This is a genomic window from Polyangium fumosum, assembly GCF_005144585.1.
Taxonomy (GTDB): Bacteria; Myxococcota_A; Polyangia; order Polyangiales; family Polyangiaceae; genus Polyangium; species Polyangium fumosum.
The window spans coordinates 1-25,868 of the sequence record NZ_SSMQ01000001.1; the positions used below are offsets into that span (position 1 = coordinate 1).

At 67.9% G+C, this 25,868-nt stretch carries 17 protein-coding genes and 3 pseudogenes; 11 read left to right on the forward strand and 9 right to left on the reverse strand.

Annotated elements, in window-relative coordinates:
• Nucleotides 1-110: 110 nt before the first annotated feature.
• From E8A74_RS55905 to E8A74_RS00030, 6 genes and pseudogenes are all read left to right on the forward strand, one after another.
• Nucleotides 111-575, forward strand: a pseudogene (locus E8A74_RS55905) (AAA family ATPase); the annotation flags it as partial.
• A gap of 130 nt (nt 576-705) precedes the next feature.
• Nucleotides 706-1,233 carry a hypothetical protein gene (locus E8A74_RS00010; protein WP_136926804.1) on the forward strand — a complete coding sequence of 176 codons (528 nt, stop codon included), beginning with the start codon at nt 706-708 and terminating at the stop codon, nt 1,231-1,233.
• 3 nt (nt 1,234-1,236) lie between these two features.
• Entirely contained in the window at nt 1,237-2,406 is a 1,170-nt protein-coding gene (locus E8A74_RS00015) for a vWA domain-containing protein (RefSeq protein ID WP_136926805.1), read from the forward strand.
• 35 nt (nt 2,407-2,441) lie between these two features.
• Nucleotides 2,442-2,585: pseudogene (locus E8A74_RS55910) on the forward strand (DUF6573 family protein); the annotation flags it as partial.
• A gap of 77 nt (nt 2,586-2,662) precedes the next feature.
• Nucleotides 2,663-3,627, forward strand: a pseudogene (locus tag E8A74_RS54495) (IS3 family transposase); the annotation flags it as partial.
• Between the two features lie 317 nt (nt 3,628-3,944).
• Entirely contained in the window at nt 3,945-5,684 is a 1,740-nt protein-coding gene (locus tag E8A74_RS00030; protein ID WP_170228755.1) for an AAA family ATPase, read from the forward strand.
• Nucleotides 5,685-5,712: 28 nt separating this feature from the next.
• Here E8A74_RS00030 and E8A74_RS00035 read toward each other — a convergent pair whose 3' ends face one another.
• From E8A74_RS00035 to E8A74_RS00055, 5 genes are all read right to left on the reverse strand, one after another.
• Nucleotides 5,713-6,879 carry an amidohydrolase family protein gene (locus E8A74_RS00035; protein WP_136926809.1) on the reverse strand — a complete coding sequence of 389 codons (1,167 nt, stop codon included), beginning with the start codon at nt 6,877-6,879 and terminating at the stop codon, nt 5,713-5,715.
• A gap of 17 nt (nt 6,880-6,896) precedes the next feature.
• The gene (locus E8A74_RS00040; RefSeq protein WP_136926810.1) at nt 6,897-9,122 is read right to left on the reverse strand and encodes a TOMM precursor leader peptide-binding protein; all 2,226 of its coding nucleotides are present in this window, start codon (nt 9,120-9,122) and stop codon (nt 6,897-6,899) included.
• 20 nt (nt 9,123-9,142) lie between these two features.
• Entirely contained in the window at nt 9,143-9,973 is an 831-nt protein-coding gene (locus tag E8A74_RS00045) for a BMA_0021/BMA_0022 family TOMM bacteriocin (protein ID WP_170228756.1), read from the reverse strand.
• On the reverse strand, nt 9,970-14,061 hold the full coding sequence (locus E8A74_RS00050) for a TOMM system kinase/cyclase fusion protein (protein WP_232379289.1): 4,092 nt from the start codon (nt 14,059-14,061) through the stop codon (nt 9,970-9,972). The genes E8A74_RS00045 and E8A74_RS00050 overlap by 4 nt, the downstream gene beginning before the upstream one ends.
• A 326-nt stretch (nt 14,062-14,387) precedes the next feature.
• Entirely contained in the window at nt 14,388-14,684 is a 297-nt protein-coding gene (locus E8A74_RS00055; RefSeq protein WP_211365252.1) for a hypothetical protein, read from the reverse strand.
• Nucleotides 14,685-14,789: 105 nt separating this feature from the next.
• Here E8A74_RS00055 and E8A74_RS00060 point away from each other — a divergent pair, with 105 nt between their 5' ends.
• From E8A74_RS00060 to E8A74_RS00070, 3 genes are all read left to right on the forward strand, one after another.
• Nucleotides 14,790-15,344, forward strand: coding sequence for a glutathione peroxidase (locus E8A74_RS00060; RefSeq protein ID WP_136926812.1), 555 nt, complete (start codon nt 14,790-14,792; stop codon nt 15,342-15,344).
• Nucleotides 15,345-15,376: 32 nt separating this feature from the next.
• The gene (locus E8A74_RS00065; protein ID WP_136926813.1) at nt 15,377-16,231 is read left to right on the forward strand and encodes an SDR family NAD(P)-dependent oxidoreductase; all 855 of its coding nucleotides are present in this window, start codon (nt 15,377-15,379) and stop codon (nt 16,229-16,231) included.
• 149 nt (nt 16,232-16,380) lie between these two features.
• Nucleotides 16,381-17,679 carry a PAS domain-containing protein gene (locus E8A74_RS00070; RefSeq protein ID WP_136926814.1) on the forward strand — a complete coding sequence of 433 codons (1,299 nt, stop codon included), beginning with the start codon at nt 16,381-16,383 and terminating at the stop codon, nt 17,677-17,679.
• 22 nt (nt 17,680-17,701) lie between these two features.
• Here E8A74_RS00070 and E8A74_RS00075 read toward each other — a convergent pair whose 3' ends face one another.
• Entirely contained in the window at nt 17,702-18,331 is a 630-nt protein-coding gene (locus E8A74_RS00075; protein ID WP_136926815.1) for a TetR/AcrR family transcriptional regulator, read from the reverse strand.
• Between the two features lie 167 nt (nt 18,332-18,498).
• On the opposite strand from E8A74_RS00075, the gene E8A74_RS00080 reads away from it, so the two are divergent.
• Together E8A74_RS00080 and E8A74_RS00085 are read left to right on the forward strand one after the other, a co-directional pair.
• A complete protein-coding gene (locus tag E8A74_RS00080; protein WP_136926816.1) occupies nt 18,499-19,248 on the forward strand; it encodes an SDR family oxidoreductase in 750 nt (249 codons plus the stop codon).
• A 100-nt stretch (nt 19,249-19,348) separates the two neighbouring features.
• A complete protein-coding gene (locus E8A74_RS00085; protein WP_136926817.1) occupies nt 19,349-20,971 on the forward strand; it encodes a PAS domain-containing protein in 1,623 nt (540 codons plus the stop codon).
• A 3-nt stretch (nt 20,972-20,974) separates the two neighbouring features.
• Here the strand turns inward: E8A74_RS00085 and E8A74_RS00090 are convergent, their stop codons facing one another.
• The 3 genes from E8A74_RS00090 to E8A74_RS00100 are packed head-to-tail and all read right to left on the reverse strand — an operon-like array spanning nt 20,975 to nt 25,852.
• Complete coding sequence (locus tag E8A74_RS00090) at nt 20,975-21,889, reverse strand: class I SAM-dependent methyltransferase (protein ID WP_136926818.1); 915 nt, start codon at nt 21,887-21,889, stop codon at nt 20,975-20,977.
• A 22-nt stretch (nt 21,890-21,911) separates the two neighbouring features.
• On the reverse strand, nt 21,912-23,546 hold the full coding sequence (locus E8A74_RS00095; protein WP_136926819.1) for a hypothetical protein: 1,635 nt from the start codon (nt 23,544-23,546) through the stop codon (nt 21,912-21,914).
• Nucleotides 23,543-25,852: a PhoX family protein gene (locus E8A74_RS00100; protein ID WP_136926820.1), complete on the reverse strand. Its 2,310-nt coding sequence runs from the start codon at nt 25,850-25,852 to the stop codon at nt 23,543-23,545. Before E8A74_RS00100 ends, E8A74_RS00095 begins: the two co-directional genes overlap by 4 nt.
• Nucleotides 25,853-25,868: the final 16 nt, after the last annotated feature.

Here is a 25,868-nt window from a genome sequence, read left to right on the forward strand (position 1 = left end):
CTGATTGCACGACAAACCGGCCCCGTCTCGGGTGACACCGGGGCGGGGCGCCGCCGCGGCTTCAACCAGTCGCGGATTTCCACAACATGAAAAAGAACGGTTCCATCGACATGGGCTCCGTCCGCGCGCGGTTCCGCGCCGTGCGCGACGGCCTCAACGCGGCTTTCCGGGAGCGCGAGGACGCGATCGAGTGCATCTTGCTCGCCGCGCTCGCGCAGAGCCACGCGCTGCTCGTCGGACCTCCGGGCACGGCGAAGAGCGCGCTTTTCTTCGGGTTCCTCGCGTCGTTCCCGGACGCGCGGAAGTTCCAGACGCTCGTCACGAAGTTCGGGACCGAGGACGAGTACTTCGGCCCGGTGAAGCTCTCGGCGCTGAAGAACGACCTCTGGGAGAGGAATCTGGATGGCCGCCTCACGGCCGTCGAGTGCGCCTTCCTCGACGAGGTCTTCAAGGGCTCGGACAGCGTGCTCAATGCGTTCCTGAGCGCGATGAACGAGCGGCTCTACAAGGGACAGCCGATCCCCCTGCGGCTGCTCGTCGGCGCTTCGAACGAGCTTCCCGAGGAGGAGATCCTCGCGGCGATCTACGATCGTTTTCTCCTGCGTGACGTCGTCGAGTACGTGCAGGCGGATGCCACGTGGATGCAGCTCGTCGCCACGCCGCCCGAGTACAAGCCGACGGCGCAGATCGGGCTCGCGGAGTGGGATGCCGCGTGCAAGGACGTCTTGCGGCTCGAGGTGCCCCATCGGTGTCGTCGAGGAGCTGCTCCGGCTCCGTACGGCGCTGAAGGCGGACGGCCTCGTCCTTTCGGATCGCCGCTGGATCGCGCTCACGCGTGTCCTCAAGGCGGCCGCGTGGCTCGACGACGCGCCCGCGGTCGAGCTCGATCACCTCTCCGTTCTGAAGTACGGGCTCTGGAACAAGCCGGAGGATCGGGCGCGCGTCGTCGCCGTCCTCCAGACGGTCGATCGCTCCGTCGTCGCACAGGCGATCGATATCGTGGACGAGGCGCTCCGGGGATACGCGAATCGACCGACGGAGCCGGCGGCGTATCAGTCCGCATTGCCCCAGCTCGCGGACAAGGTCACGGAGGCGGGCAAGCGCGTGCAGGACATGCTGAAGAACGGCGTGTCGCGCCGCGCCCACGCGCGCATCCAGCCGAAGCTCGACGAGCTCAAGAAGGCCCACGACGCGCTCACGGCCGACCTCTCGAAGCGCTACGCGCTGCCGTAGGCCATGGGCACGTTCTTGCAGGCGAGGCGCCGGCATCTCTGCGTCAAGGAGGCTTCCTCCGAGGACGCGGAGAAGGCCGGCGACCTGTGGAATGCGATCGTGGGGCTCGGGCGGGATCCGCCGACGCGGTCATTTGCAGAGGCCGTGAGGGATACGGTTCCCGCCGAATACATGGCCTTTCTCGCCCTCGACGAGGTCGGCGCGGCCTACGCGTTCGGGCTCTTGTGGAAGGCGGGAAAGCACGTCCCGGAAGGTGCCTCGGCCTTCGAGATGCGCAGCGCTGCCCGCGAAGAGTGGGCGACGTTCGACAAGAAGGCGAAGCAGGTCAAGCACCTGTCGGACGGGTTTGGCTGGGATCTCTCGGCGGCCTGGGCGCAAGTCCGGCAAGTGGATGCTGCGGGAGACGACATGGATCGGGTCGAGCGTATTGCTCGGCTGGCAGGTCGCATGTTCGCCTCGCTCCGCGGTGCCCACGCGAGCAAGGTCCACGGGGTCTCGGGCGAGGTGTACTCGGTCGAGCAGGGCAATGACGTCGCCCGGCTTCTGCCGGCAGAGACGGTGCTCCTGACCGACCCGCAGATCGAGATCGTGGCTCTCGAACGAATCGCCTCTCGCCGGGCCGCGCAGTATGCGGTCCGGGGAACGACGAAGAAGTCGAAGGGCCCGCTCGTGCTCGCGCTCGACGAATCGGGCAGCATGTCCGGTATCCGGAACGAGTGGGCGAAGGCCGCTGCGGTGGCGCTCGCCCGCGTTGCTTCCGAGGAAAACCGGCCCGTGGCGGTGGTGCATTACGCGACGTCCACCGTGGTGCAGGTCGTGAAGCCCGGGGACAGCGCTGGGATCGTGAAGATGATCCTTCACTTCCTCAGCGGCGGAACGGCGATCGGCCTGGCCCTCGGTGTGGCCGTGGATCAGGTGAAGGCGCTCGCGCAGAAGGGCCAGCACGGCGCCGACATCATCCTCGTCACGGACGGCATCGACCGGAATGAGGAGGAGCAGAAGAAGTCGGTCGACGCGGCGTCGAGCATTGGCGCGCGGCTCTGGACGGTGGCGATCGAGTGCTCCATCGCGGAGGACTCGCCGCTTCGGAAGAAGGCCGCGCAATACACCGAGCTCAACGACAAGGCGATGACCGAGGGCTCGAGCATCACGCTGCTCGCGGGGGCAACGTGAGCGACGAAGATGATGATGTCGGTGGAGAGTTTGTCCTGATTGCGGCATACAGCCGTGCACAGGCACTCGAAGACGGCACGCTCGTCGACGTCACCGAACTCGCGAAGCAGGCTGGAATCAAGGCGCCGGTGGCGCTGACGCGCTCCGTCTGGGAGAGGTACGTCGAGCTGTCCCCGGCTGCGGAGAAGGCGGGAAATGATCCTCCCCCGGATCCGTGGACAAACCCCAAGGCGCGGAGATGCGCTAGGAGAGTTCCATGGCGAGGCGGAAGCGGAGGTCGTTCAGCGCGGAGTTTAGGGCAGAGGCGGTTCGTCTCTGCCAGGTCGGGGACCGGAGCATCGCGAAGATTGCGAAGGATCTGGATCTCACTGAAACGGTGCTACGCGAGTGGGTGAGAGCTGATGAGGTCAACGTCGGCCGGGAGAAACCCCCCGAGGCCCTCACGAGCACCGAGCGCGACGAACTCGTGCGGCTGCGGCGTGAGAACAAGCGGCTGCAGATGGAGAGGGATATCTTAAAAAAAGCGGCGGCCTTCTTCGCGAAGGAGAGCGAGTGAAGTTCGCGTTCATCGCCGCGGAGAAGGCCTTGTTTCCGGTCACCGTGCTCTGCGACGTCCTCGGCGTCTCGCGCAGCGGCTTCTACGCCTGGTGCAAGCGCCTCGAGCCGCGGCGGAAGGCCTCCGATGCGCAGCTCGCCGCCGAAATCGCCGCCGCTCACCGCCGAAGCCGCGGCACCTACGGCAGCCCCCGGGTGCACGCGGAGTTGCGCGCCAGGGGCCTGTGCGTGAGCCGCAAGCGTGTCGAGTGGCTCATGCGCGAGCGCGGCCTCGAAGCACGCAGCAAGCGCCATTTCCGGCGCACCACGGACTCGAACCACATGATGCCAATTGCGCCGAACCTGCTCGGTCGCCAATTCGATGCGAAGGCACCGAACGAGGCGTGGGTGACCGACGTGACGTACATCCCGACGGCCGAGGGCTGGCTGTACTTGGCCACGATCCTCGACCTGTTCTCGCGGCGGGTCGTCGGCTTCGCGATGAGCGAGCAGAACGACCGCGCCCTCGCGCTCGCGGCGCTCGAGCGGGCGCTACGCGCACGCCGGCCGAAGCCGGGGCTTTTGCACCACTCCGATCGCGGCAGCCCCCACGCCAGCGAGGACTACCGGAAGGCGCTGCGGGAGCGCGGCATCGTCGCGAGCATGAGCCGCACCGGCGACTTCTGGGGCAAACCGCAAGAGCGGACAACCGTCGCCCTGGCGCTCATGTGCAGGTTCGGAAGCGTGCGGTGGACTGGCAGCCGCGAGGCACAGAACAACCGACGTTCGGGCTGAACGGCAGAGCGTTCGCCCCTTGAGTTTGGCCGCGGACCGGCGTACATGGCAAACGGACCTGGAGACGACCCTGCCAGGAGCACGACCCATGGCGCAGTTCCGCCGGAAACCGCTCATCTTCTGGACGCTTGGCCAAACGTACGGTTTTACCGTCGTCCTGCGCCGAACCTCCGTGGTTCGTCAGGGCAAGCGTGTGCATGGGGGTGTTCATGCGACCGCTTGATGTTCCCATCGGGGTCTCGGACTTCAAGGCGCTGCGCGAGGGCCGCAGGTACTACGTCGACAAGACGGCGTTCATCGGCGAGGTCCTCCGGGCGCCGCCGCAGGTGCTGCTGTTCCCGCGGCCGAGGCGGTTCGGCAAGTCGCTGAACATGTCGATGCTCAAGTGCTTCCTCGAGCGGACCCCGGAGGACCGGAGGCCGCTGTTCGAGGGGCTCGCGGTCATGCAGGACCCGGATGCTCTCGCTCATTTCCAGCAATACCCGGTCATTTACACGCGCCTCGGGACCGTGTGGGCGGGGGATCGCGTGGAGGCCCGGGAGACGCTCCGCGAGGAAGCTCGGCGGATCTACGAAGCGCATTCGTATCTCCTGACCGAGGGCGCGCTCGCGCCGCATGAGCGCGTGCGTTTTCTGGAGATCTTCGAGCGTCGCGCAGACGAGGCCCTCCTGTGCTCGGCGCTGGCCGATTTGTCCCGGTTCCTGCACCGGTACCATGGCAAGCGCGTGGTCATCCTCGTGGACGAATACGATGCACCGCTGCACCTGTCTCAGGTGCACAAATCGTTCGCCGAGACCGTCGACCTGATTCGAAAGTTTCTTCATTCTGGCATCAAGGACAATCCCCACCTGGCCAAAGGTGTCCTGACAGGGATCCTCCGGATCTCCAACGAGAGCATCTTTTCGGGGCTCAACAACGTCGTGACGTATTCGATCCTTTGTTCGGAGTGCGCGACGTCGTTCGGGTTCACCGAGGAGGAGACGACGAAGATCCTCCGGGACGCCGAGGCATACGAACAGCGCGAGCGGGTGCGCAGGTGGTACCAGGGGTATTTGTTCGGCCAGCAGTCGATCTTCAATCCATGGTCGGTGCTGAACTTCGTGCGCCAGAGCGACGTACGGTTTCTCGATTACTGGGCGAGGGAGAGCCCGAGCGACATCTCCGAAGAGCTGATCGCCCGGTGGTTCACGCAATGTTACGATGACTTCGAGAAGCTCCTGCGCGACGAGGTCATCGAGAAACCCATCCAGGATCATATCGCGCTGCGGGACGCGACGAGCCACCAAGAAACGGTATGGAGCATCCTGGTGATGGCCGGCTACTTGCGGGCCGAGGTGATCGCACAGCGCGAAGAAGACGAGGACGGCGAGCCGATCTGCGAGCTGTCCTTCCCGAATCGAGAGGTCCGGGGGAAGTTCACGCGCATCTTCAAGCGGTGGATGGAGGCCGGCATCGGCGGCAAGCCGGGGCTCGCCGAACTCGAAATGTCTCTTTTCGAGGGGAACGCGGAGCGGCTCGCCGTCCTCCTGGAGGGCTTCCTGCTCAAGTTATCCAACTACGACCGCGCGCCGAAGGAAATCGAAGCGCACTATCACGTGTTCCTCATGGGATTGCTCATCACGCTCGAAGGGCGAATCTTCGAGATAAAATCGAACCGCGAATCGGGGTACGGGCGATACGACGTGATGCTGATCCCGAAGAGGCCGGGCTTGCCTGGTGTGGTGATGGAGCTCAAGGTCCTGCCGGCGCGAGGCTCCAAGGTCCCCAGCAAGGCAAAGGTCGAGGCGACGCTGGAGGCCGCGCTCTTGCAGATCGAGACGCTCGAATACGCACAGGATCTGCGCGAGCGAGGCGCGAAGCCCATCCATCAGATCGCGGTCGTCTTTTCGGGCAAGCGCGCCTGGGTGCGGTCGCGTCGTGCATCACCGAGGCGCTTGCCGTCACGGTAGCCGCGGTGCGTCCGGCCAAGCTCGCTCCTCATGCCCTGCCATCGATTCCCATCAGGTTGCACGCGCTCTCCCATAGGATTGTTCGCAGCGCTTCCGCGCCGAGGGCGCCCTGGTGGGCCATCATGTCGCCGACCATTCCGGGGCCATGGTCGAGGTGGGGGAAATCCGTTCCGAATACCATACGCGCCGCGCCGATCTCCGTCACCAGCCGGTCGAGCATGGGCTCGTTCGGCTCGAGCGCGATCCAGCATTGCCGCTGGAAGTATTCGGAGGGCGGCAGGCGCACCCGACCGCGCACCTCGCCGCGCATCTGCGAATACTCGACGTGGTCGAGCCGCCAGAGCCAATAAGGCAGAAAGCCGCATCCCGCCTCGAGCAGGCCCACCCGCAGCGTCGGGTGCGCTTCGAGGACGCCGCCTTCGAGCAGCGAAAGCAGCGCCATCATGGCCTCCATGGGATGCGAGCAAGCATGCTGGCCGAAGCGCGTCTCGAAGCGATCCGCCCCCGCTGCCGAGACACGCGCGTGTGTGCCTTCGTGCAGGAGGACGGTGATTGCGTGGTGCTCGCACGCGGCCCAGAACCGCGCATGCGCAGGGGCGCTCAGCGTGCGGTCCTGCACCGGGTTCGGCCGGAGGACCACGGAGCGCTGGCCGTCGCGGACCGCTTGCTCCAGGTCGTCCACCATGGCCTCCGGATCGTGGCGCGAGAGGAGCGCCGGGCCCAGAAGCCTGGTCGGCGCGTTCGAGCAGAAATCGTTCAGCCATCGATTGTAGGCGTGCGCGTAGGCTCGAGAGCGCTCCGCGTCGACGGCGTCGTCATGAACGAGAAAAGACGCGTACGTCGGGAGCAGGACGGCGACGTCGACGCCGGTCGCGTCCATTTCGGCGAGGTGCCCCCGAGGCGTCTCCGCGGCGGCGAGGTTCTCGCGACGGCGCGCGGCGACGAGCCCGAGCTCGATGTACCCTGCCTCGGGCACACGCATGATAGGCTCGCCCGCCACGGAGAGAATGGGGGGTGTGGGCAAAAGCGCATACTCGCCCAAGCGGTGGATCCGCTCGGTCAACGTTTCGGGCGAGCCGAAGGGCGCGAGCCGAGGCGCATACTCCTTCATTCGCGCAGGCAGGTACGCGGGCCACAGGGAGATTGGCTCCATGACGTGACGGTCCACGTCCATGATCCGGAATCCATCACGCATGCGGATCTCCTGAGCGGCTAGACGAAGAGAGGGACCGGGTTGAGTTCGCCCTCGGTGAGCGGGCGCGCGAGCCAGCCGAGCGCGCACGGAACCTGGTAAAGCCTCCCCGGGCCGAATCGAGGCCAGAAATGGCGCAACCCGGGGACGATCACCTGGACCACGTGCAGGCCGATATCGGGGCGGGTCTTGTCCACCACGACGAGCTCGAGGCCCGCCTCCTCGATGCGCTTCGCGCAATGCTCGATGTCGGCGCGCAGATCGGCGCCGCCGATGCGAGGGAAGCTCCCGGCCGTGATCCGCGGAAGATCGGGGTGGGGGAAGAGATAGTCGCGGGCAAGCAGGCGCTCCACGTCCCACGGCGCCCGGCGCGTGCCTTCGGGATCAAAGAGCTGGTTGAGCTCGGTAAGCGAGCGCTGCACGGCGAGATGTGGATCGAGGTGGCAGCCAAACCCGATGGCGAATCGATCCGCGTGCGGCTCATGGGCGAGCGCCACGCAGGTGGGGATGCCCAGATCGTGGGTGAGATCGAGCGCCCATACCTTCCAGCCGAGGCGGGTGGAGTCGGCCTGGATGGCGTCGAAGTAGGGATCCGCGAAGCTCTCGAGGTCGATCGCCGGGCGCGACATCCGGTTGTACCACCAGATCGCGGCTGCATCGCGCTCCACGAGCTCGAGCAGGGCCTGAAGCAAGGCTTCTTCGAGGCAGGTGCCGGCCGCCACCCCGTTGCTGCAGGGGCCGCAGAATGCGGTGCCACTCTCGGCCGGGGCCTCGGCATAACAATAGGCCAGCGGGACGTAGCGCCTTTCGCGTTTGCTGAGCGACCAGCCCGGCGTCCAATCGATCCGGGTGCTGGCGTCGAGCGGCTCGGGCACCGATTGGCGTCGATCCACGCCTTGCGCACGGAGTCGATCGCGCGCGTGATATTGCGCCTCGCTGAAGTTCAAGAGATCGCCGAGGCAGAGCGCCGCCGCGCCGAGCTCGTCCTTGCTGCCGCGGACGCACGCCTCGTCCCCCTGGTACACACCACTATAACGTTCGAGGGCTTCGCAGAGCGCGCTGACCCTCGACTGATCCGCGCTGCGTCCCTTGCCCGCGCAGGCCTTGTCGAAGACGTTGGCGTGCGGCACGCCGTCCCGAGGGCAAACCAGGTACCCCGACGCATACACGGCACGGAGTTCGGTGTCCTTTCCCGGCATCGGGACCAGGTGGGTCACGGCTCCGGTGATCGGGCTGATGAGGTGTTGATAACGCTCGTAGGTCCGCCGTGGGGTTTGCCTGCGGTATCCCCCGTCCTCGTAATGCGCCTTTTCGATCGGCTGCAATTCGATCGGCCGCTCGCCGACGGCCGTCATCAACCCTCGATCTCCGCACGTCGGGCATTGCGGCCGCCGGACGACCGCGTGCGCTGTGGTCTGGAAGGTGGCCCAATCGAGGGCGAGCACCCTGGAGCCGAGCGGAGGGGGGGAGCTCCTGTCCCCCCCGGCGAGCACGCGGGCGATCGCCAGGGCGCCGATTCCGCAGGCCGTTCGAATGCTCGCTTCCATGGCCGCCCTGGGGGGAGCGACGACATCCTCGGCGTTTCCGCGCCGGCGCACCATCTCCTCGACCGGGCGGTTCTGGCGTATCCAGAAGGAAAGGCATTCCCAGCAGGGGCCAGCGCCGGGCTCGAACACGGGTCCGAGGAGCGGCTGGACGCCGGTGGGTTTCATCAGGAACCAGGGCGTCCCTTCCGCCAGCGCGCGGCGATTGATTGCGGCAAGCTCCGGCCGCAGGGAATCGTCGCTCACGACCACCTGCACGCGCGCCTCGCCGTCGACCCGCACGCCTGCCTGCACGAGCGCCTCGGCCATCCATGCGGCAGGAATGGCTTCGCCGAGGGTTTGGACCGACACGGGGGTGCGGCGCAGGGCCTCGGTGGCGGCCCTGCCGTCGAGGCCCACCCCGTGCCAGAAGGCCGTGGCCTCGGAGGATAGCTCTGGAGCCGCGGGCACGAGGTAGCCGCGCGCCGCGAGCTTGCTCAGGATATAAAGCGCCTCCGGCTCCGAGACCCGAGCGCGCGCGGCGTGCAGGATGTCATGTACGGTGCGCCGGCCATCGACGAGCATGGCCACCTCGACGGTGCTGGCGCCGGAGAGGACGAATCGCTCACGCTCGCCAATCAAGAAGGCCGCGCCGGTCTCCACGCGCTCGACCCGCAGGGTCGGCTTGAATGCCAGCACCTGACTCAGCTCCAGAGGCTCCATCGAGGTCTTCGTTCCACCCGCTAGCAGCAGCAGGTGAAGGGGTATTCGGCGCCCGTCGCGTTGTATGCAGCGAGCGCGATGGGCTCGGCTTCCACATTGTGCGGTTTCGTGGGCAAATAGAGCGTGAGCGCGGACGGTTGCGAGAACGTCCAATACGACTGGCCGTGCGACGGCGGGCTGCTCGACACGTTCGGCGGAGTCCAGTGGGCCCCGCTATCATCCCTGATGGTGATGTTCATGTTCCAGGGCAGCTCGTACCCGCGGATGGTGTGCAAAGCTACTGTGGAATCGATCAAGAGCTTCTGCTTGAAGCCCGGGTCGGCCCAGGCCTTGGCGAGCGCCGAAAGCAGCGCGACCTGGAATGCGCTGAATTCATTGTCACTCGGGACGAAGCCGCCGATAGGAGCGCTGCTATGAGGTCCAACGGCCGGGTCGATCACCACCGGCACCCCTCGGGGGCTCCTCAAAGCCAAGAGGGGACCCAAGGGGCCATACTCCGTTCCCCAGTCGTCGCTGAACAACGAAGCGCGCTGCCGGTAATAATCTGCGAGCGCCATGGCTCTCGCGTTCGGGTCGCTCGACGGCGCCGTGAGCGGCAGGTACAACGTCAGGCTGTCGAGCAGGTTCTTGGACCAGACCCACTCGTCGCCGATCCACTCGAACCGGCCCTGGGCGGCCTCGCTGGTCGTGATTTCGAGGGTGCAGGCGTTGGTCCACGGCCAGTCGAAGCCGAAATACCTCGATAACGTCCCGGTGGGGTTCGTGGTCAGCTCGTTCAGAAAACTCGGAGAGGACCACGCCGTCGCGATCGAACGCATGTAAGCCGTGCGAAAATCCAGCAACTTGTTCATGCCCATCGGGCTTCTCCTTCGTGGTTGTCGACTTCGATCTCTCGTAGACCCGGGTGGCGCGTGAGCAGCTCGTCGAGCCGTGCGCGGCGCTGCTCGGCTGCGCCGGAGCGCCGGACGAGCTCCAGCGTCGCCAGCGCTTCGATCCTCGGCATGTCCTGGCGCCGCGCCAGCCGGGCCGCTTCCTCCAGCGAGCTCCGGACGCCTTCGGCCGCAGGATCCCTTTGCGCCTCGTACATGGCGCGGCGAAGGTGGAGCACGGGCTCGTAAAAGTGCTCGTCGTTCTCGCGGCACAAAGAAAGGCAATGGTCGATGCTCGTGATGGCCTCGAGGAGCTCGCCGCGCTCCGCCTGGGCATCGGCGGCCAGAGAACCATAATACGAGAGGCCGAGCTTGCACCCGAGGTCGGAGAGGACATGGACGATCGCCTGGGCGCGCCGCCCGTCGCCGGTCGCCCAGTCGTGGAGGGTCGCGGCATAGCCTTCGTAGGCAGGCAGCCCATATTTCCCGCTCAGCGCGAGGAGCTCTCCGGCCATGGCGGCGACCGCGCGCCGGTCGCCGGCGAGCTGATGGACCATCCCCCCGTACAGCAAGCCAATGGCGATCGAAGGGACGTGACCGATCTCGCGCGCCCATTCGAGGGTGCTCGTGACGAGCGGGAAGGCCGTAGCGGCATCGCCCGAGAGCCACCGGAGCTGGGCCACGTACGACTTTGCCAGGACCAGCGTATCCAGCCCAAAGCGCGCCCCGTGGTCCCGGTGAAGGGTGGGATCGTAGAGCTCGACAGCGCGCTCGACGGCGGGTCTCGCATCCGCATGGTCGCCATCCATGAAAAGCGCGAGGCCGTGGAGCGCCGCGGCGGCCGCGCGGAATCCCGGGTCGCCGGAGCGCTCGGCAATGGCGACCAGCTCCTCAGCCGCCGCGCGTGCCGTCCGGCGATTGCTGGCCACGTGGTGATAGGTGAACAGAAACCAGAGCGTCGGCACCCTGTGCTTGCTGTCCTGATCGAGCCGTTGGAGCAGGCTGGCCGAGCGATCCGCGGTCGCCTTGACCTGCGGATCCGCCCAGCCCCGGATCGCCATGAGGGCCTGGGTCAGGACGCCGTTCGCGGAGAGCTCCGCCTCGATCCCCTCGGTGGCCGGCAGCGCGGACGCCCATGCGATGGCATTGGAGGCGTGCGCGACGGCCTCGGCGTACGTCGAGCGTTGCAGCCCCTGTTCCGCCGCTTGCAGCGCGTAAGCCATCGCTTGCGGCTTCTGCTCCGCCGCCGCGTGGTGATGCGCGAGCAGATCCGGTCGCGTCCGGACCACCTCCGGAAAGTGCTCCTCCAGCGTGCCCGCGATCCGCGCGTGGACCCGCAGCCGCGCGTTCGTGGAGAGCGACTCATAGGCCGCATCGCGAATCAGCGCGTGCTTGAACACCCCCACCGCGTCCTTGGTCCGCCCCTTGCGCAGCACGAGTCCTGCGCGCATCAGTTTTTCCAGGTCGTCCGCCACCACCGCGGGACCGAGCGGGCTCGCGGCCGAGAGCACCCCGAGGCTGAACTCCCGCCCCAGCGCCGCCGCGAGCTGCGCGGTCTCCTTGGCGCGCGCGAGCCGATCCAGGCGCGCCGTGAGCAGCGTGTGCAGGCTCCTCGGGATCGCGTCGTCGGAGAGCGGGCCCGCGAGGTCGTAGCGCTCCTCGCGCTCCACGAGCTGCCCCGCGTCGATCATCATCCGCAGCAGCTCCTCCGCGAAGAGAGGCACCCCGTCGGCGCGCCTCGCCACCCGATCGATCAAGGTGGGGGGCAGCGCCTTGTGGCCGACGAACCCGTGGAGCATCTCCGCGATCTGCGGGCGCTCCAGGCGGCTCAGCGGGAGCAGGAGCACGCTGTTCATCGCGAACGATGGCGAGAACTCGGGACGTGCCGTCATGAGCAAGCACATGGGGACCGTGGGCACCTCACGAACGAGCTGGGTCAGCAGCTCCAGCGTGGTGGGATCGGCCCAGTGCAAATCTTCGACCAGCAGGAGGACGGGCTGCGTGTCGGCCATCGTGAAGATCAGCGACGCGATGGCCTCGAGCGTCAGCGCCTTCTGCCGCTGCGCCGAGACGTCGAGCGGGGCATACGGCGCGTCGAGGGGCAGGGAGAAGAGCGGCAAGAAGAGCGGCATCGCCTCCGCCGGCGTGAAGCCGTGCGCGGTGAGCTCCTCCGCGAGGCGCGCGCTTTTGCTGCCCGCGCTCGGCTCCTGGTCGAGCTTGAGCACGCGCGACAGGAGATCGACCACCGGCGCGAGGGCGCTGTGCTGCATGTCGGGTGAGCACCGCGCTTCGAGGAAAGTGTGGGGCTCGCGCGCCAGCCGAACGCGCAGCTCGCGCGTCAGGCGGCTCTTGCCGATGCCTGGCTCGCCCGTGATGAGGCTCGACTGGCCGACGCCCTCGCACGCGAGGCGCCATCGCTCCAGGAGCAGCGCCATCTCGGAATCTCGGCCGGAGAGCGGGGCCTTTGTGCCGTCGGGGGTCGGCCACCTCGTCGCGTGGACGTGCTCCTGCCCGAGGCGGAAGGTCTCCACGGGCGCCGCGATCCCCTCGATGGAGCGGACGCCTTCGGTTTCGAGCTCGAAGGCGACGCGCAGCAACGCTTGCGACGCAGCGCTGACCGTCACGGACCCCGGCACCGCCAGCGAGGCGAGCCGTGCCGCGAGTCGCGGGGTGGCGCCCGTGACGAGGCTCGTGCCGTGGAGGTCCTCCAGATCCCCATCGACGACCGGGCCGGTGTGGACACCGATGCTTGCCTCGACCCGGACGTTCCGCGCAGCGATCCGCGGCTCCTCGGCTTGCACGGCGACGGCCATCTCCAGCGCCGCGCGGGCTGCGCGCTTGGCGTCGTCCTCCGCCGCGGTGGGGTAGCCGAAGTAGATCAGCAGATCGTCGCCGAGCGCCGCGGCCACGTACCCCCCGTGGCGGTGTCCGACGTTCGCGCAGAGGGCGAGCGCGGAGCGCAAGGGGCCGTCGTGTGCCTCGGCGTCGAGGGCCTGCTCCGTGGCGGCGCGTGTCCTCAGGCGGCAGCAGAGCGCCGTGAGCTGCCGGCGCTCGCCGTCCAGCGTCGGCGGGACCGACCCTCTCCGGTGCTCGAGCGACGTGGTGATCGTCGTGCTCGTGGTCCATGTCCGGAGGCCCTCGCCGGCCGCGGGGCTCGCGGCGCCGAGCATCCCCTCGCGGGACAACCCGCGCAAGTCGCAGGCGTCGAGCGCGTCGAGGAGCCCGCGGGCGGTGACCTCACGCGCGGCGACATCCTTGCAAACGGCGCGGGCGAGGAGGGCGCCGAGGGGGTGGCGCGTGAGCGCGGCCGGGATCGGGACGGGATCGGCGTCGAGCAGTTGATAGAAGATCTCGGCCGCCGTGCCGCTGTACACCGGCTTGCCCGTCAGGCATTCGAGGAACACGAGGCCCCAGGAGAAGAGATCTGCGCGCGGCGAGGGCTCGGCGCCGCGCCACTGCTCCGGCGCCCCGTAGCCGGGCGTGCCCAGCGCGTCGTGGCTGCCGGTCAGGCGTGTGGATCTCTCGGCGTCGATCGTGGAGCCGATCCCGAAGTCGAGCACGAGCGCGTTGCGGCGGGCGCCCGTGGGGATCACCATGATGTTGCTGGGCTTCAGATCGCGGTGGACCACGCCTGCTGCGTGGGCAGCCGCGAGGGCGTCGAGTACTTGGAGCATCAAATACTTCGCCTCGCGCGGCGCGAGCGCGCCCTCCCTCGCGAGCAGCGCGGCGAGGTCGTCGCCGGGGGCGAAGGCGAATGCGGTGTAAAGAATCCCGTCCCTGCTCTGCCCTGCGTCGACGAGCTGGACGATGTTGGGGTGGTGAAGCTGGGCGCAGAGCTGCGTTTCGCGCAGGAAGCGCGCGACCCGCGTGTCGGTCTGCGCGGCGCCCCCGTGCTCGGTGAGGCGCAGCGTCTTCAACGCGATTGGCTGCCCCGTGGTGAGCTGGCGGGCCTTGTGCACCACGCCGAAGCCACCCTCGCCGAGTTTGGCAAGGATCTCATAACGATCCTCGAACATGGTGCCAGGCGCGAATGCTGCGTGGTTGTGCTGCATGATCGGACTCACGTTCACGGGAGGCGCTCGAAAGAGCGCTCGCGTGGTGACCCCTTCGCCGTTCTGCCAGAGCGCGAAGCGAGCTCGCCTCGGGGGTGAAGCAAGCCGGGCCACGCCTTGCTCGCGAGGCGGGACGCGGGACGTCCACCTATGGGACGAGAAGCCTAGGACGCTGCGCCAACGAATCGACGCCTTAGGGAGAAGAACGCAAAACGCTGCAGCCTGTCAAGCGAGCCTGGGGGCTATCGCGCGTCATGTCGACCGGGTTTTGCGCATTACGTTCACGCCTTCTCCTCGGCGTCGAGCACGGCCTGGAGATCCGGAAACAGCCTGCCCAGCCGAACTCAGGTCAGGTCGCCGGTGCCTTCGATCCGCGCGCCGGTCGGACGGTCGATGCCGAAGATGCGCTGGTAGCTGCCCTCGGGGCGGAGGTGGACGACGCCGCGGAGGAGCCGCGCGCGCGTGGCGTGAGGGCTCCCGTCGAACGTCGCTGCCGTGCAGGCGAACATGGCTTGGAGGACCGCGGTGGCGGCTTCTTCGAAAGGAGAGGCCGAGACGAGGCGGGGTACGAGCGAGAGGAGGGTCTCGCCACGGGCACGGTGGGGATCGAAGGAGAGCAGAAGTACGGGGGGCAGGTCCACGTGGAACGAGCGGGCGTGGCGGCTTTTGCGGACGCAGCGTCCTGGAGGGACGCACTCGCCCGCGGCCGATTGCGCCTCGCGCCTGTGACGAGTAATCCCAGGGCCATGGCATCTTCCCTCGAACGGATCCCTGTCAACACCATCGATGGCCGTCCCTCCTCGCTTGGCGCGTACGGCGGCAAGGTTCGCCTCGTCGTCAACGTCGCCTCGCGGTGCGGGCTCACGCCTCAGTACACGGCGCTCGAGGCCCTCTATCGCAAGTACAAGGACCAGGGTTTGGAGGTCCTCGCTTTCCCCGCGAACGAGTTTGGCGCGCAGGAGCCCGGGACCGACGCGGAGATCCTGTCGTTCTGCTCCACCTCGTACGACGTCACCTTCCCGCTCTTCTCGAAGATCGTCGTCAAGGGCGAGGGCCAGCACCCGCTTTATGGCGCGCTCACGTCGGCCCAGCCCGAGGCGCGCGCGCTCCCGGGCAGTGATTTTCGGGCGCGGCTCGTCGGCTACGGCATCGAACCGGGCGCGCCGCACGAGATCCTCTGGAACTTCGAGAAGTTTCTCGTCGATCGCAAGGGCGAGGTCGTCGACCGGTTCTCGCCCGACGTACCGCCCGATGCCGACCTCCTCGTGACCGCGATCGAGCGCGCGCTCGCGCAGACCTGAAAACCCCAGCGATTCTCACCGCAGGAGATGTCATGATGCACCCCGCTTTCATTCCGGGCGCCGTTGCCGTCGTCACGGGCGGCGCCGCGGGCATTGGCCTCGCGGCCGCGAAGAAGCTCGCGTCGCTCGGCCTTCGTGTTTGCATCGCCGACCTCGGCGCCGATCGGCTCGCGCGGGCGCGTGAGTCCGTCGCGGCCGTGGCGACGGGCGGCGACGCCGATGTGATGACCTCCGAGACCGACGTCAGCCGCGCCGAGGCGCTCGTCGCGCTCGAAGCCGCCGTCACCGCGCGGTTTGGCGGGACGAACATCCTCTTGAACAACGCCGGCATCGGCCCTCGAAGCACCGTGCTCGGACCCGCGGAGAGCTGGGCGCGGACGATCGACGTGAACCTCTGGGGCGTCCTCCACGGCACGCAGGTCTTCGTGCCTCGGATGATCGAGCAGGGGCGGCCCGGCCTCGTGATCAACACCGGCTCGAAACAGGGCATCACCACGCCGCCCGGCAACCCGGCGTACAATGTCTCGAAGGCTGGCGTGAAAGCATTCACCGAGGCGCTTCAGCATGAGCTCCGCAACACGCCCGGCTGCCAGATCAGCGCGCACCTGCTCATTCCGGGATTCGTCTTCACCGAGCTCACCGGGTCCGGCCGTACCGACAAACCGGCGGGGGCGTGGACGCCGGAGCAGACGATCGACTTCATGATGGAGCGCCTGGCCGCGAATGATTTCTACATTCTCTGCCCGGACAACGAGGTCCCGCGCTCGCTCGACGAGCGCCGGATTCTCTGGGCGGCCGGCGACATCGTCGAGAACCGCCCGCCGCTCTCGCGGTGGCACCCCGACTACGCCGAGGCATTCAAGGCGTTCGCGTCGCAGCGGAAATAGCACGGTACCGTCGACGCGGTCGTTCCTCCAAGCTTGACGGCAAGCACGCCCACCCGGTAAATTCACAACCAAGACGCGCAGGCGCGCAAGCTCGCGGATTTGGCCATCGGGGGGCCAGAGCTGGGGCTTGGGTTTCGGGGGGGAGTTACATGTTGAAGGACACGCCGTCGTCCGGGAGTTCGTCCCATTTGGCCGCTGGGCCGTGGTCTGTGCTCGATGCGCTCACGGATCCGGTCGCGCTCGTCGACGCGCGCGGGGGCATTCGGTACGCCAATCTCGCGTGGTATCGGCTCGCCGACGACAGCGAGCCGGGGCGACGAAGCCGCGATCTCCCCGCGGGCACGTCCCCCGCATCCATGCTCGACATGCACGAGACGGACCGAGCGGCGATGCGCGCCGGCATCGGCGAGGTGATCGCGGGCGGCCGCGCGCGCTTCGACCTGGAGCTGGGGACGAGCTACGCAGCGGACGAGGCGCAGCGCTGGTTTTCGCTCGTCGTGACGCCGTGCCAGGTCGACCCGGAGGGCGGCGCGCTCGTCCATCTTCGCGACGTCACGGCGCACAAAAAGACGGAAGGCGCGCTCCGCGCGAGCGAGGAAGGCCTGCTCTGGGCCCAGCAGATTGGGAACATGGGCAATTGGGATTGGGACATTCCCACGGGGGGCTTGACCTGGTCCGACCAGATTTTTCGCATCTTTGGCTACGAGCCGCGAAAGTTCGACGTCAGCTACCAGGCGTTCATCGGCACGATTCATCCCGACGATCGGGCCATGGTCACCGAGGCCGTGAACAGGACCGTGAACGAGCGCGCCCCTTACAGCATCGAGCACCGCATCGTGCTGCCGACGGGCGAGACGCGCGTCGTCCACGAGCAAGGCAAGGTCTTTTACAGCGAATCGGGCACGCCGCTTCGGATGCTCGGCACCGTGCAGGACGTCACGGAGCGCAGACAGTCCGCCGATATCATTCGCCTCCAGGCGGGGCGCCTCGAACATGAGCTCGTGGCGCGCGAGCAGGCCGAGCAAGCGCGTGCTGCCCTGCAGGACGAGGTGATCCGTGTACAACGCGCGCTCCTCGAAGAGTTGTCCACGCCCCTCATCCCCATTCGCGAGGACATCATGGTGATGCCGCTCATCGGCGTCGTCGACGCGAGGCGCGCCGACCAGATGCTGGAGACGGTGCTGCATGCGGCCGTGGGCAAGCAGACGCGGGTGGTGATCATCGACATCACCGGCGTCAAGCAGGTGGATACCCACGTCGCCAATACGCTCCTGCGTACGGCGCAGGCGCTCGGGCTCGTGGGTGCGGAGGTCGTGCTGACGGGCATCCGCTCGGATGTCGCGCGAACCTTGGTCGAGCTCGATGTCTCCCTCGCGTCGCTGGTCGTTCGCGGCACGCTGGCGAGCGGCATCGCCTACGCCACGGGCCAGGGCGGGCGACAGCGCTGAAGCTGCGCCCTCGCGCCTCCCCTCACGTCTGCCGCCGCCGCTTCGCCGGACGGCACGCGGGGGCGGCGCCGAGCAGCCTCGCCACGGCCGCCTCGCCGATGCGCCCGAGCGCCTCGCGCTCCAGCCCCGTCTTGGCGAGGAACTCCATCCCTTGCAGGACCGCGAGCAATAGCCGGCCGACCTCGCGCGCGTCCGTCTCCGGCGGCAGATCCCCCGCGTCGCGCGCCTTCTCCACAAGCCCGACGAGCAGCTCTTCGAGCGCGCCGAACGTCTCCCGCGCCCGCCTTCGCACCTCGGGGTCGTGGGATGCGAGCTCCGAGGCGCTGTTCACCAGCAAACACCCACGCTCGCAGACGGCGGCGGCCTCGGGCGTCGGCAGGTCCATCCGGAAGAGACCCCGAAGGCGATCGATCGCGGGCGCGTCGCCGCCGAGCGCGGCGCGTATGGCGTCGAGTCGCCAGGAGGCGTAGGCGTCGAGCACGGCGAGGAAGAGCTGGTGCTTGTCGCCGAACGCCGCGTAAAGACTACCTTTTCCGAGCCCCGTCGCCCGCATCAGGTCGTCGAGCGACGTCGCCGCGTACCCCTTCTCCCAGAACTGGTCCCGCGCGGCTTCGAGCACCTGTTCCACCTCGAACTTACGTGGACGACCCATACCTCTCTCTATGGTACTTGACCGATCGGTCCACAAGTCCAATACTGGACCACGTGGTCAACAACGCCGACGCGGACGTCCTCCGCGGCGGCGGCATGTCCTACCACGTCGGAGCGCGTGCCCGGCGAACCAAACCGAACGGATCTCAAAGAAGCGGGAGAATGATCATGGGTGCACTCGAAGGAAAAGTTGCCGTCGTCACGGGCGGGAGCACGGGCATCGGATTGGCCGCGGCCAAACGGTTCGCCGCGGAAGGCGCGCGCGTTTTCATCACGGGCCGACGAAAGGCCGAGCTCGACGCGGCCGTCGCGGCGATCGGGAGCAACGCCGTCGGCGTCCGCGCCGATTCGTCGAACCTCGCGGATCTCGACCACCTGTATGACGTCGTCCGCGAGCAGGCGGGCCGCATCGACGTCGTCTTCGCGAATGCCGGCGGCGGAGAGTTCCTCCCGCTCGGCGCGATCACCGAGGAGCATTACGACAAGACCTTCAACACGAACGTGAAGGGCGTGCTCTTCACGGTGCAGAAGGCATTGCCTCTCCTGGTCGACGGCGGCTCGATCATCCTGAACGCCTCGACCACGGCGACGATGGGCACCGAATCCTTCAGCGTGTACAGCGCGACCAAAGCTGCCGTGCGAAATTTCGCGCGAAGCTGGATCCTCGACCTCAAGGCGCGCCGCATTCGCGTGAACGTGATCAGCCCCGGACCCATCAAGACCCCGGGCCTCGCTTCCCTCGCGCCGACGGAGGAGGAGGCAAAGGCGCTTCTCCAGGGCCTCGCCAGCACGATTCCCCTCGGCCGGCTCGGTGATCCGGACGAGGTCGGCAAGGCCGCCGTGTTCCTCGCCTCCGACGCGAGCAGCTTCGTCAACGGCGCCGAGCTCTTCGTCGACGGCGGGTACGCGCAGATCTGAGGGGCGTCGCGCCAGCAGGATGGTTCGTCCAATCGCTTGACGTCCTTGGAGAGGTGAGGTGTCGTGATCCCTCCGTCATGGGCGGACAGAGGAGAACGACATGAGCGATCAGGGGGCGACCACGTATCGCGCGTTTCTCGAAAGCCAGGCGCGCGACTTGGCGCTGGTGATTGCCGGCGACGCCACGACCGAGGTCGCGTGCCTCGGCAAGGCGACGACGGCGGAGGTCGCTGCCTGGTCCGAGGCCCTCGTGGGCGCGACGATCGACACGCTCCTTGGAGACGATGCGGCCGCCGAGCGCGTTTCGGCGGCCGCGCTCGGCCTCGGGCGTCGCGGCGCGCCCGCCGACGAGGTGCACCGCACCCTCTCCAAGGCCCGCCGCCATTTCCAGCGCGTGCTCCGCGCGTGGTCTGCTTCCGGCGGCGACGCCACGACCCACGCGGACGCGCTCGACAGGCTGCTCGCTGTCTTCGACGAAGCGGCGTACGCGCTCGTCAGGTGCGCCGCCTCTGCCACCGCTGCCGTTCGCTGCGATGGCGATGCGCGTTTTCGGAGCCTGATAAACGCCTTCAAGAGCGTCGTGGTGCTCATTGGCGAAGACGACACCATTCTCGAATGGAACACCGAGGCCGAGCGCGTCTACGGGTGGTCGAGGGACGAGATCCTCGGGAAAAACTACCTCGAACTGTTTGTGCTGCCCGAGGCGCGGCCTCGGGTCGCGGCCGACATGCGCAAGGTGCTCGCGGGCGAGGAGACGCGCGGCTTCGAGAACCCGGTCGCGTCGCGGGACGGCGCCGTTCATATCCTGCAATGGAACGTCGGGCGCTTGCTCGACGGCGAGGGACGACCGACCGCGGTCGTGGCCAGCGGCTACGACATCACCGAGCAGAAACGGGACCGCGAGGCGCGCGAGCGGAGCGAGGCGATGCTGCATGCGGTCATCTCGAATGCGCCCATCTTCCTCTTCGTCAAGGACATCGAGGGACGTTATACCCTGACGAACCGCGGCTTCGACGAAGGGCTGGGCCTCGAACCGGGCTCCGCGGTCGGAAAATTGGATACCGATCTCTTTCCGCCCCACGTCGTCGCGAGGAATCGCGCGGATGACCGGCGCGTCTTCGACGGGGGCGTGCCGGTCCAGCTCGAAGTGGAGATTCCCACGAAGATCGGCCCGCGCATCTTTCTCGGGTCCAAGTTTCCGTTGTTCGACGCGCGGGGCAAACTTTATGCGGTCTGCGCCATTGGCTCCGACGTCACCGACCTCCGGCGGGCCGAGGCGGAGCAGGCGACGTTCCATGACCGGCTCATCGACGCGCAACGCGAGACCTTGCGCGAGCTCTCGACGCCGCTCTTGCCGATTGCCCCGGGCGTCGTGCTCATGCCGCTCGTCGGCGCCATCGACGAAAGCCGGGCGGCGCTCGTGCTCGAGGCGTTGCTCCAGGGCGTCGTCGCGCATCGCGCCGAGGTCGCGATTCTCGACATCACCGGCGTTCGCACGGTGGACACGGGCGTCGCGCTCGGCCTCGTGCAGGCGGCGCAGGCGGCGGGGTTGCTCGGCGCGGAGGTGGTCCTCACGGGCGTGCGCCCCGCGGCTGCGCGGACGCTCGTGGACATCGGGATCGACATGCGCGGCATCAAGACGGTGAGCAGCTTGGAGCAAGGCGTCGCGCACGCCATCGGGCGTTCGAGCCGCCGCGCCCGCCCGAAGGCGCCGGCGCGGTAGCGCTCATTCCCGCGCCTTGGCCCGCTCGACCATCGCCAGATATTCATACGCCGCCACCGGCTCCTCCGGCAGACCGAGCGGCGCGAGAACCTCCTTCTGCAACGCCGCCCCGTCCACCTGCTCGCCCACGAAAAACCCCGCTTCCTCCACGAATGCCCGCAGCCGCTCGGGCCGGATCCCCCACCGCATTCGCTCCCCGGCCAATCGAAGCGACGTGCGGATCAGCCAATCCAGCGTCCCGAGATGCGGCCGCCCGGCGTCGTCTCCATCCACGTACGAGAAGGCCACGCGGCTCCCGGCCCCCGTGTGCTCGTGGATCGCCCGGAAAAACGCCTTCACGTCCTTCACGTCCAGATACATGAGCAGCCCCTCGGCCACGACCACGCTTTGCGCGTCGCTCCGCCACGGCGTCTCGTGCAAGACCTCGCCGAGGGATCGCTCCGACAGATCCGCCGCGCAAAGGTGCAGGTTCGTCCGTGCAAACCCTGCGCCCCGCACCCCTTCGCGCTTCGGCGCTGCCGTCGCCGGCGCGTCGATCTCCACGCACGTCACCTCCGGATGACGCCGCGCGATGATCGCGGCCAGCGGATCGAACCCTGCGCCCACGACCAGAAGCTGCGTCGCTCCCGCTGCGATCGCCTCCTCCACGGCATCTGCCATCCACCGCTTTCGCAGTCCGAACCAGACGAGCTGACCGCGGGCCGTCCATGCCTCCGCGATCTCGTAGAATCGTTGTGTCCACGGCGCGCGCATCATGTCGATGTGCCGCTGCGCGACGGCCCCGGACGCGCGCAGGATGGCCTCCGCCGTGGTCGCCGCATCCGCCGGCAAGAGGCCGGCGAATCGGGGCACGGCGTCGATCAGGACCATGAATCGTGCGATCTTCTTGGCCGTAAGGCTCGTGCGCTCGTGGGACATGACGTCCCCGAGTGTAGCACCATCACCAATCGAGCCGCAGCCGCCCGTCGGTGTAGACCCGGTTTGCCTTGCCGAGGTCCGTCGACCCGTTCTCGATCGCCCGGTGCACGTTCACTGCGGGTCGAAGCAGCGCGTCGCGGCCGAGATCGAAGCGTTGACCTCGAACGATCGCCCGATACGCCTTGTCGAGCGCGAGCGCGCGCTCGCGCGACGGCAGGAGCAGGAACGCGAGGTCCCGATCGCCGCCGGGCGCTGCACGTCGCAGCTCGGATTCCGCGAGGTTTCCGCCGGGGAAAAAGCGCGCGAGCATCTCGTCGTTCGCGCGTAGCTCGTCGCCTCCGCCCACACGACGCAGATACGTGAGCACTTCAGGATCCGCGTGCCCGAGCTCGGGGACGTCGGGCATGCCGCGGAGGTCTTGCACCCGCCAGCCTTCCCTTCCCGGCACCTTGCGCGCGAGGGCAAACGTCTGATCGACCGTCACGCCGAGGCCCGAATGGCAGCCCATGCAGAACCGATGTTCCTCGTCCGTCGACAGCCGCAGCCGCCCCTCGGCGTCCTCGATGAACCCCTGCAATTGCCAGCCGAACGCATTGCGCAACCCGCTCGTCGCCGACCCCGTGTACACGGGCAGGAGCCCCTCGTCCTTTTCGTCCTGCTCTTTTTCGTAGGCGCGGAGGAGCGCCCATCGATCGAGCTTCAGCACCTTGCGTGAATATCGAAGCTCCTTCATGCGCCGCGCGACGTATCCAGGCGCGTTCGGATCCAGGTAGCGGACCGAATGCAAAAACTCCACGCCCCGCGGATAGATCCCTCGTTCGAGCGGCTCGCTCGACGCGGCGCCGGCGTAGGTGCGTGGCAAGCGCCGCACGCGCGTCACGCCCGCGGAGAGCGCTCCATCACCGTCGAGATCCTCCCCGAGGAGCCGCTCGTCGACCGGCTCGATCGTGCGGTCGATCCGATCCGCCTTCGCGTCGGGATCCGTCGTGATCGCGGCTTCGAGCAGCGACAGGTTCAGCGCGTAGATCGCGCGTGACGGTTTTCCGTGTTCGTCCGCGCGAAACACCTCGGGCAAGCGGAGGAACACATCGTCCGTGCTCCCATTCGTGGGCCAGAACGTACCGGGAAACGGCTTGAACCGAACGGCGCGAAAGCCACTCCCATCGCGCGCAAACCCCTCGTCGTCGAAGCCGCGATCGAGATCGAGATCCGGCACGTATCCTTCGTACCCGCGTGCGCTCGCGAGCGCGCGCCGCAGCGGCGCGTAGTTGTCCTCGCGCACGTAGCGGAGGAGCTCCTCGTCCGACATCTGCGCGATCTCCGCGCTCCGATCGACGAACAGGTTCGTGTAGTGGTTCTCGCGCGCCGCGTCCGAGAACGCGTATTCCTCCTGCAAATGCGCGTCCGCGCGCACATTCGTGCCGTGCGCGCTCGTGTGGCAGACCCAGCACGGGTTCGAGGTCCCGCCGGTCTTCGTGTAACAGAGCGGCGGCACCGAGGCCTCGGGGTTGTTCACCCGCCCCGCGGCCTCGCGGGCGCGCGCGAGCGGGTCGTAGAGGCCCTCGGCTGCCCTTTCCTCGCGCCGCCCGCACGAGGCCGCCCCGAGGGCTCCGAGGAGCCCGCACGCGAGCAGGAACGAGGGCAGGCGCGCGTTCACCGCGCCCCGTGGGGCCACACGCTCTGCACGTGCTCGCCCGGGTGCTGCACGCTCACGAAGAGCGTGCGCATGTCCGCGGCGAGCGCCGGCCCCGTGGCCTCTGCGTCGCTCGGCATTGCCACGATGCGGAATGCCTTGCCAAACGTCGGCGACACGACGCCCGGCGCGCCTGCAGCGTGCGCGCGATCGAGGTCGAGGAAGTACACCGCATCGGCGCGCTGGTTCGTCGCGAAATTCCCATCCGTGCCGAACCACACGCCCCCCTCGTGATCGATCAGGATGTTGTCGGGGTTCGACGCATCGTACGGACCTGTCGCATTCGTGCCGGCCCAGACGCGGAAGAACACGAATGTCGTCGACGCCCCGGGGCGCTTCGCGTTCGCCTCCTGCAATGCGAACATGTTGCCGACCATGTCGGGGCGCTTCACCGAGGCCTGCTCGTGCACCGCCGGATCGATCAGCTTGCCCGCCTGATCGAGCTGCGTCTTGTGCCCGTGGTTCGTGAACGACACGTAGATCCTCGGCGTCCCGCTCGGATCCCGCGGGTTGTACTCGACGTCCTCGGGCCGGTTCAGCTCCATGATCCCGACCTTCGTGCTCGCCGTGAACAGCGCGCGCCGCACGTCGTCGTCGCTCGCGAAGCCGCCGAGCCCGTTGTAGTCCGTGTCGGCGAGCGCCTCGCCCACGGTCTTGCCCGGCTCGCCGAGCGCGGCTGCGTTCGGGGCGATCGCCGTGCTCGCCGTGCCGAGCTCGATCCATTGCCCGATCCCCGGCTGCGCCTCCGTCGGCGCCTCGCCCGTCGCGAGCATCGTCACGCCCGTCGTGTTGTCGAGTCCGGCAAAATGCGCGGCGTAGACCTTCCCCTCATCGAGCAATGCGCGCGTCTCGGCGCGCGTCATCCCCGGCTCGTAGACGTGTTTCGAGACGAACTTGTACATGCGGCCGCTCCGCCGATCGTCCCCCGCGTAGAGCACGATGGGCTCGTTTGGCAGGAGCTTCCAGTCCGCGTCGACCACGAACGACGTGTTCTCCCACCGCGCGCGGCCCACCGCGCCGAGCTTCTTGTGGCCCACGCCCGCCGCGTTTTTCCCGTCATACTCGCCCGGCGCCTTGCCCGGATCGATCTCCACGAGATAGCCGTACAGATCCTTCGCGTGGCGCGATTTCACATCCGGCGACATCCCGAACAAGCTCGCTGGACTCGGCGTCGTGTCGAACGTGATCGGCCCGCCCGGATCCGCGCCTGCGCCGCGGACGAGTTTTTGCTCGCTCGTCCAGAACACCTCCATGTCCCCATGGAAGTCCTGCACGTTTTCCTCGGCGGTGATCACCGTGCCCCACGGCGTCTGACCGCCCGAGCAATCGGCCATGATGCCGCTCACGACGCCGGGCGGGAGCGCGTGCCCCTCGTCGTCGTGATCGACTTCGAGCGGCGTGATCCCCGTGAGGCGCGCGAGCGTCTTGCTCGTCGCGTCGTATCGAATGGCCCCGGCGCCGCGATCGACGTGCCATGTCCCTTCCGGATCCTGCACCACGTGAAACCACGAGCCGCCGACCTGGCGCTTGGCCTCCCGCAAGTACGTCGCTAGATCCGCGGGCGCCCACCGATTCGACGTCACGTCGTTCGTCAGCACGTTCTCCGCCGCGAGATCCTTCGCGAGCGTGAGGTGCTGGCCCGTCGGCGCCGTCGTCGACGTGGGAGCCTCATTCGGAATCGACTCGTGGTTCACCCACATCCACGCCGACGTGCCGCTGCCGTGCCATTGCGGCGGATCGCCGGGCACGTCGCTCCACCGATCTCCGAAAAACGCGATGTAATCGTTGTTCGTCCCGAACCGCGGCGCCGTGGGGCTCCGATCGAACGTCAGCGGATCGAGCCACGACACCACCACGTTCGGCGAGAGCCCTGCGATCGCCTGCACGCTCTCCGTCGACGTATTCGGAAGCGGGAACGCCACGCCCTTCGGCAGCGTCCCTCGCGCGACCTGATCCACACGCGCCCGGACGTAGCGCCCGAGATCCGCAGCGCCCGTGCCGAGGTCGTCCGCGAACGTGAATCCGACGACGCTCGAAAGCGGCCGCCCGCCGAGGGCTTTGGCCGTCGCCGGGGTCCGGTCCGGACCCTCGCCGTCGCCCTGGCACGCGACGAATACGACCGCAATCAGGACGCCGGTCGTCCCAAGCGCCTGGAAATGTCGTTGCTCCCAGTGGCCCGTTTTCCGTTTCATTCGCCATTCCCCCGGGCGGCGCTCGCGGATGCGGAGCGCGCGCCCGAGGATCTTGCCATTGCAGAGGTCGGGCACCACCCGTTTCGCGGCTCAG

Coding starts and splice junctions, on each gene's coding strand:
- E8A74_RS00085 (WP_136926817.1), top strand. CDS start 19,349: ATGAGCGATCAGGGGGCGACCACGTATCGCGCGTTTCTCGAAAGCCAG.
- E8A74_RS00010 (WP_136926804.1), top strand. CDS start 706: ATGCCGCGTGCAAGGACGTCTTGCGGCTCGAGGTGCCCCATCGGTGTC.
- E8A74_RS00045 (WP_170228756.1), bottom strand. CDS start 9,973: ATGAACAAGTTGCTGGATTTTCGCACGGCTTACATGCGTTCGATCGCG.
- E8A74_RS00015 (WP_136926805.1), top strand. CDS start 1,237: ATGGGCACGTTCTTGCAGGCGAGGCGCCGGCATCTCTGCGTCAAGGAG.
- E8A74_RS00040 (WP_136926810.1), bottom strand. CDS start 9,122: ATGGAGCCTCTGGAGCTGAGTCAGGTGCTGGCATTCAAGCCGACCCTG.
- E8A74_RS00075 (WP_136926815.1), bottom strand. CDS start 18,331: ATGGGTCGTCCACGTAAGTTCGAGGTGGAACAGGTGCTCGAAGCCGCG.
- E8A74_RS00060 (WP_136926812.1), top strand. CDS start 14,790: ATGGCATCTTCCCTCGAACGGATCCCTGTCAACACCATCGATGGCCGT.
- E8A74_RS00030 (WP_170228755.1), top strand. CDS start 3,945: ATGCGACCGCTTGATGTTCCCATCGGGGTCTCGGACTTCAAGGCGCTG.
- E8A74_RS00065 (WP_136926813.1), top strand. CDS start 15,377: ATGATGCACCCCGCTTTCATTCCGGGCGCCGTTGCCGTCGTCACGGGC.
- E8A74_RS00035 (WP_136926809.1), bottom strand. CDS start 6,879: ATGCGTGATGGATTCCGGATCATGGACGTGGACCGTCACGTCATGGAG.
- E8A74_RS00070 (WP_136926814.1), top strand. CDS start 16,381: ATGTTGAAGGACACGCCGTCGTCCGGGAGTTCGTCCCATTTGGCCGCT.
- E8A74_RS00080 (WP_136926816.1), top strand. CDS start 18,499: ATGGGTGCACTCGAAGGAAAAGTTGCCGTCGTCACGGGCGGGAGCACG.
- E8A74_RS00090 (WP_136926818.1), bottom strand. CDS start 21,889: ATGTCCCACGAGCGCACGAGCCTTACGGCCAAGAAGATCGCACGATTC.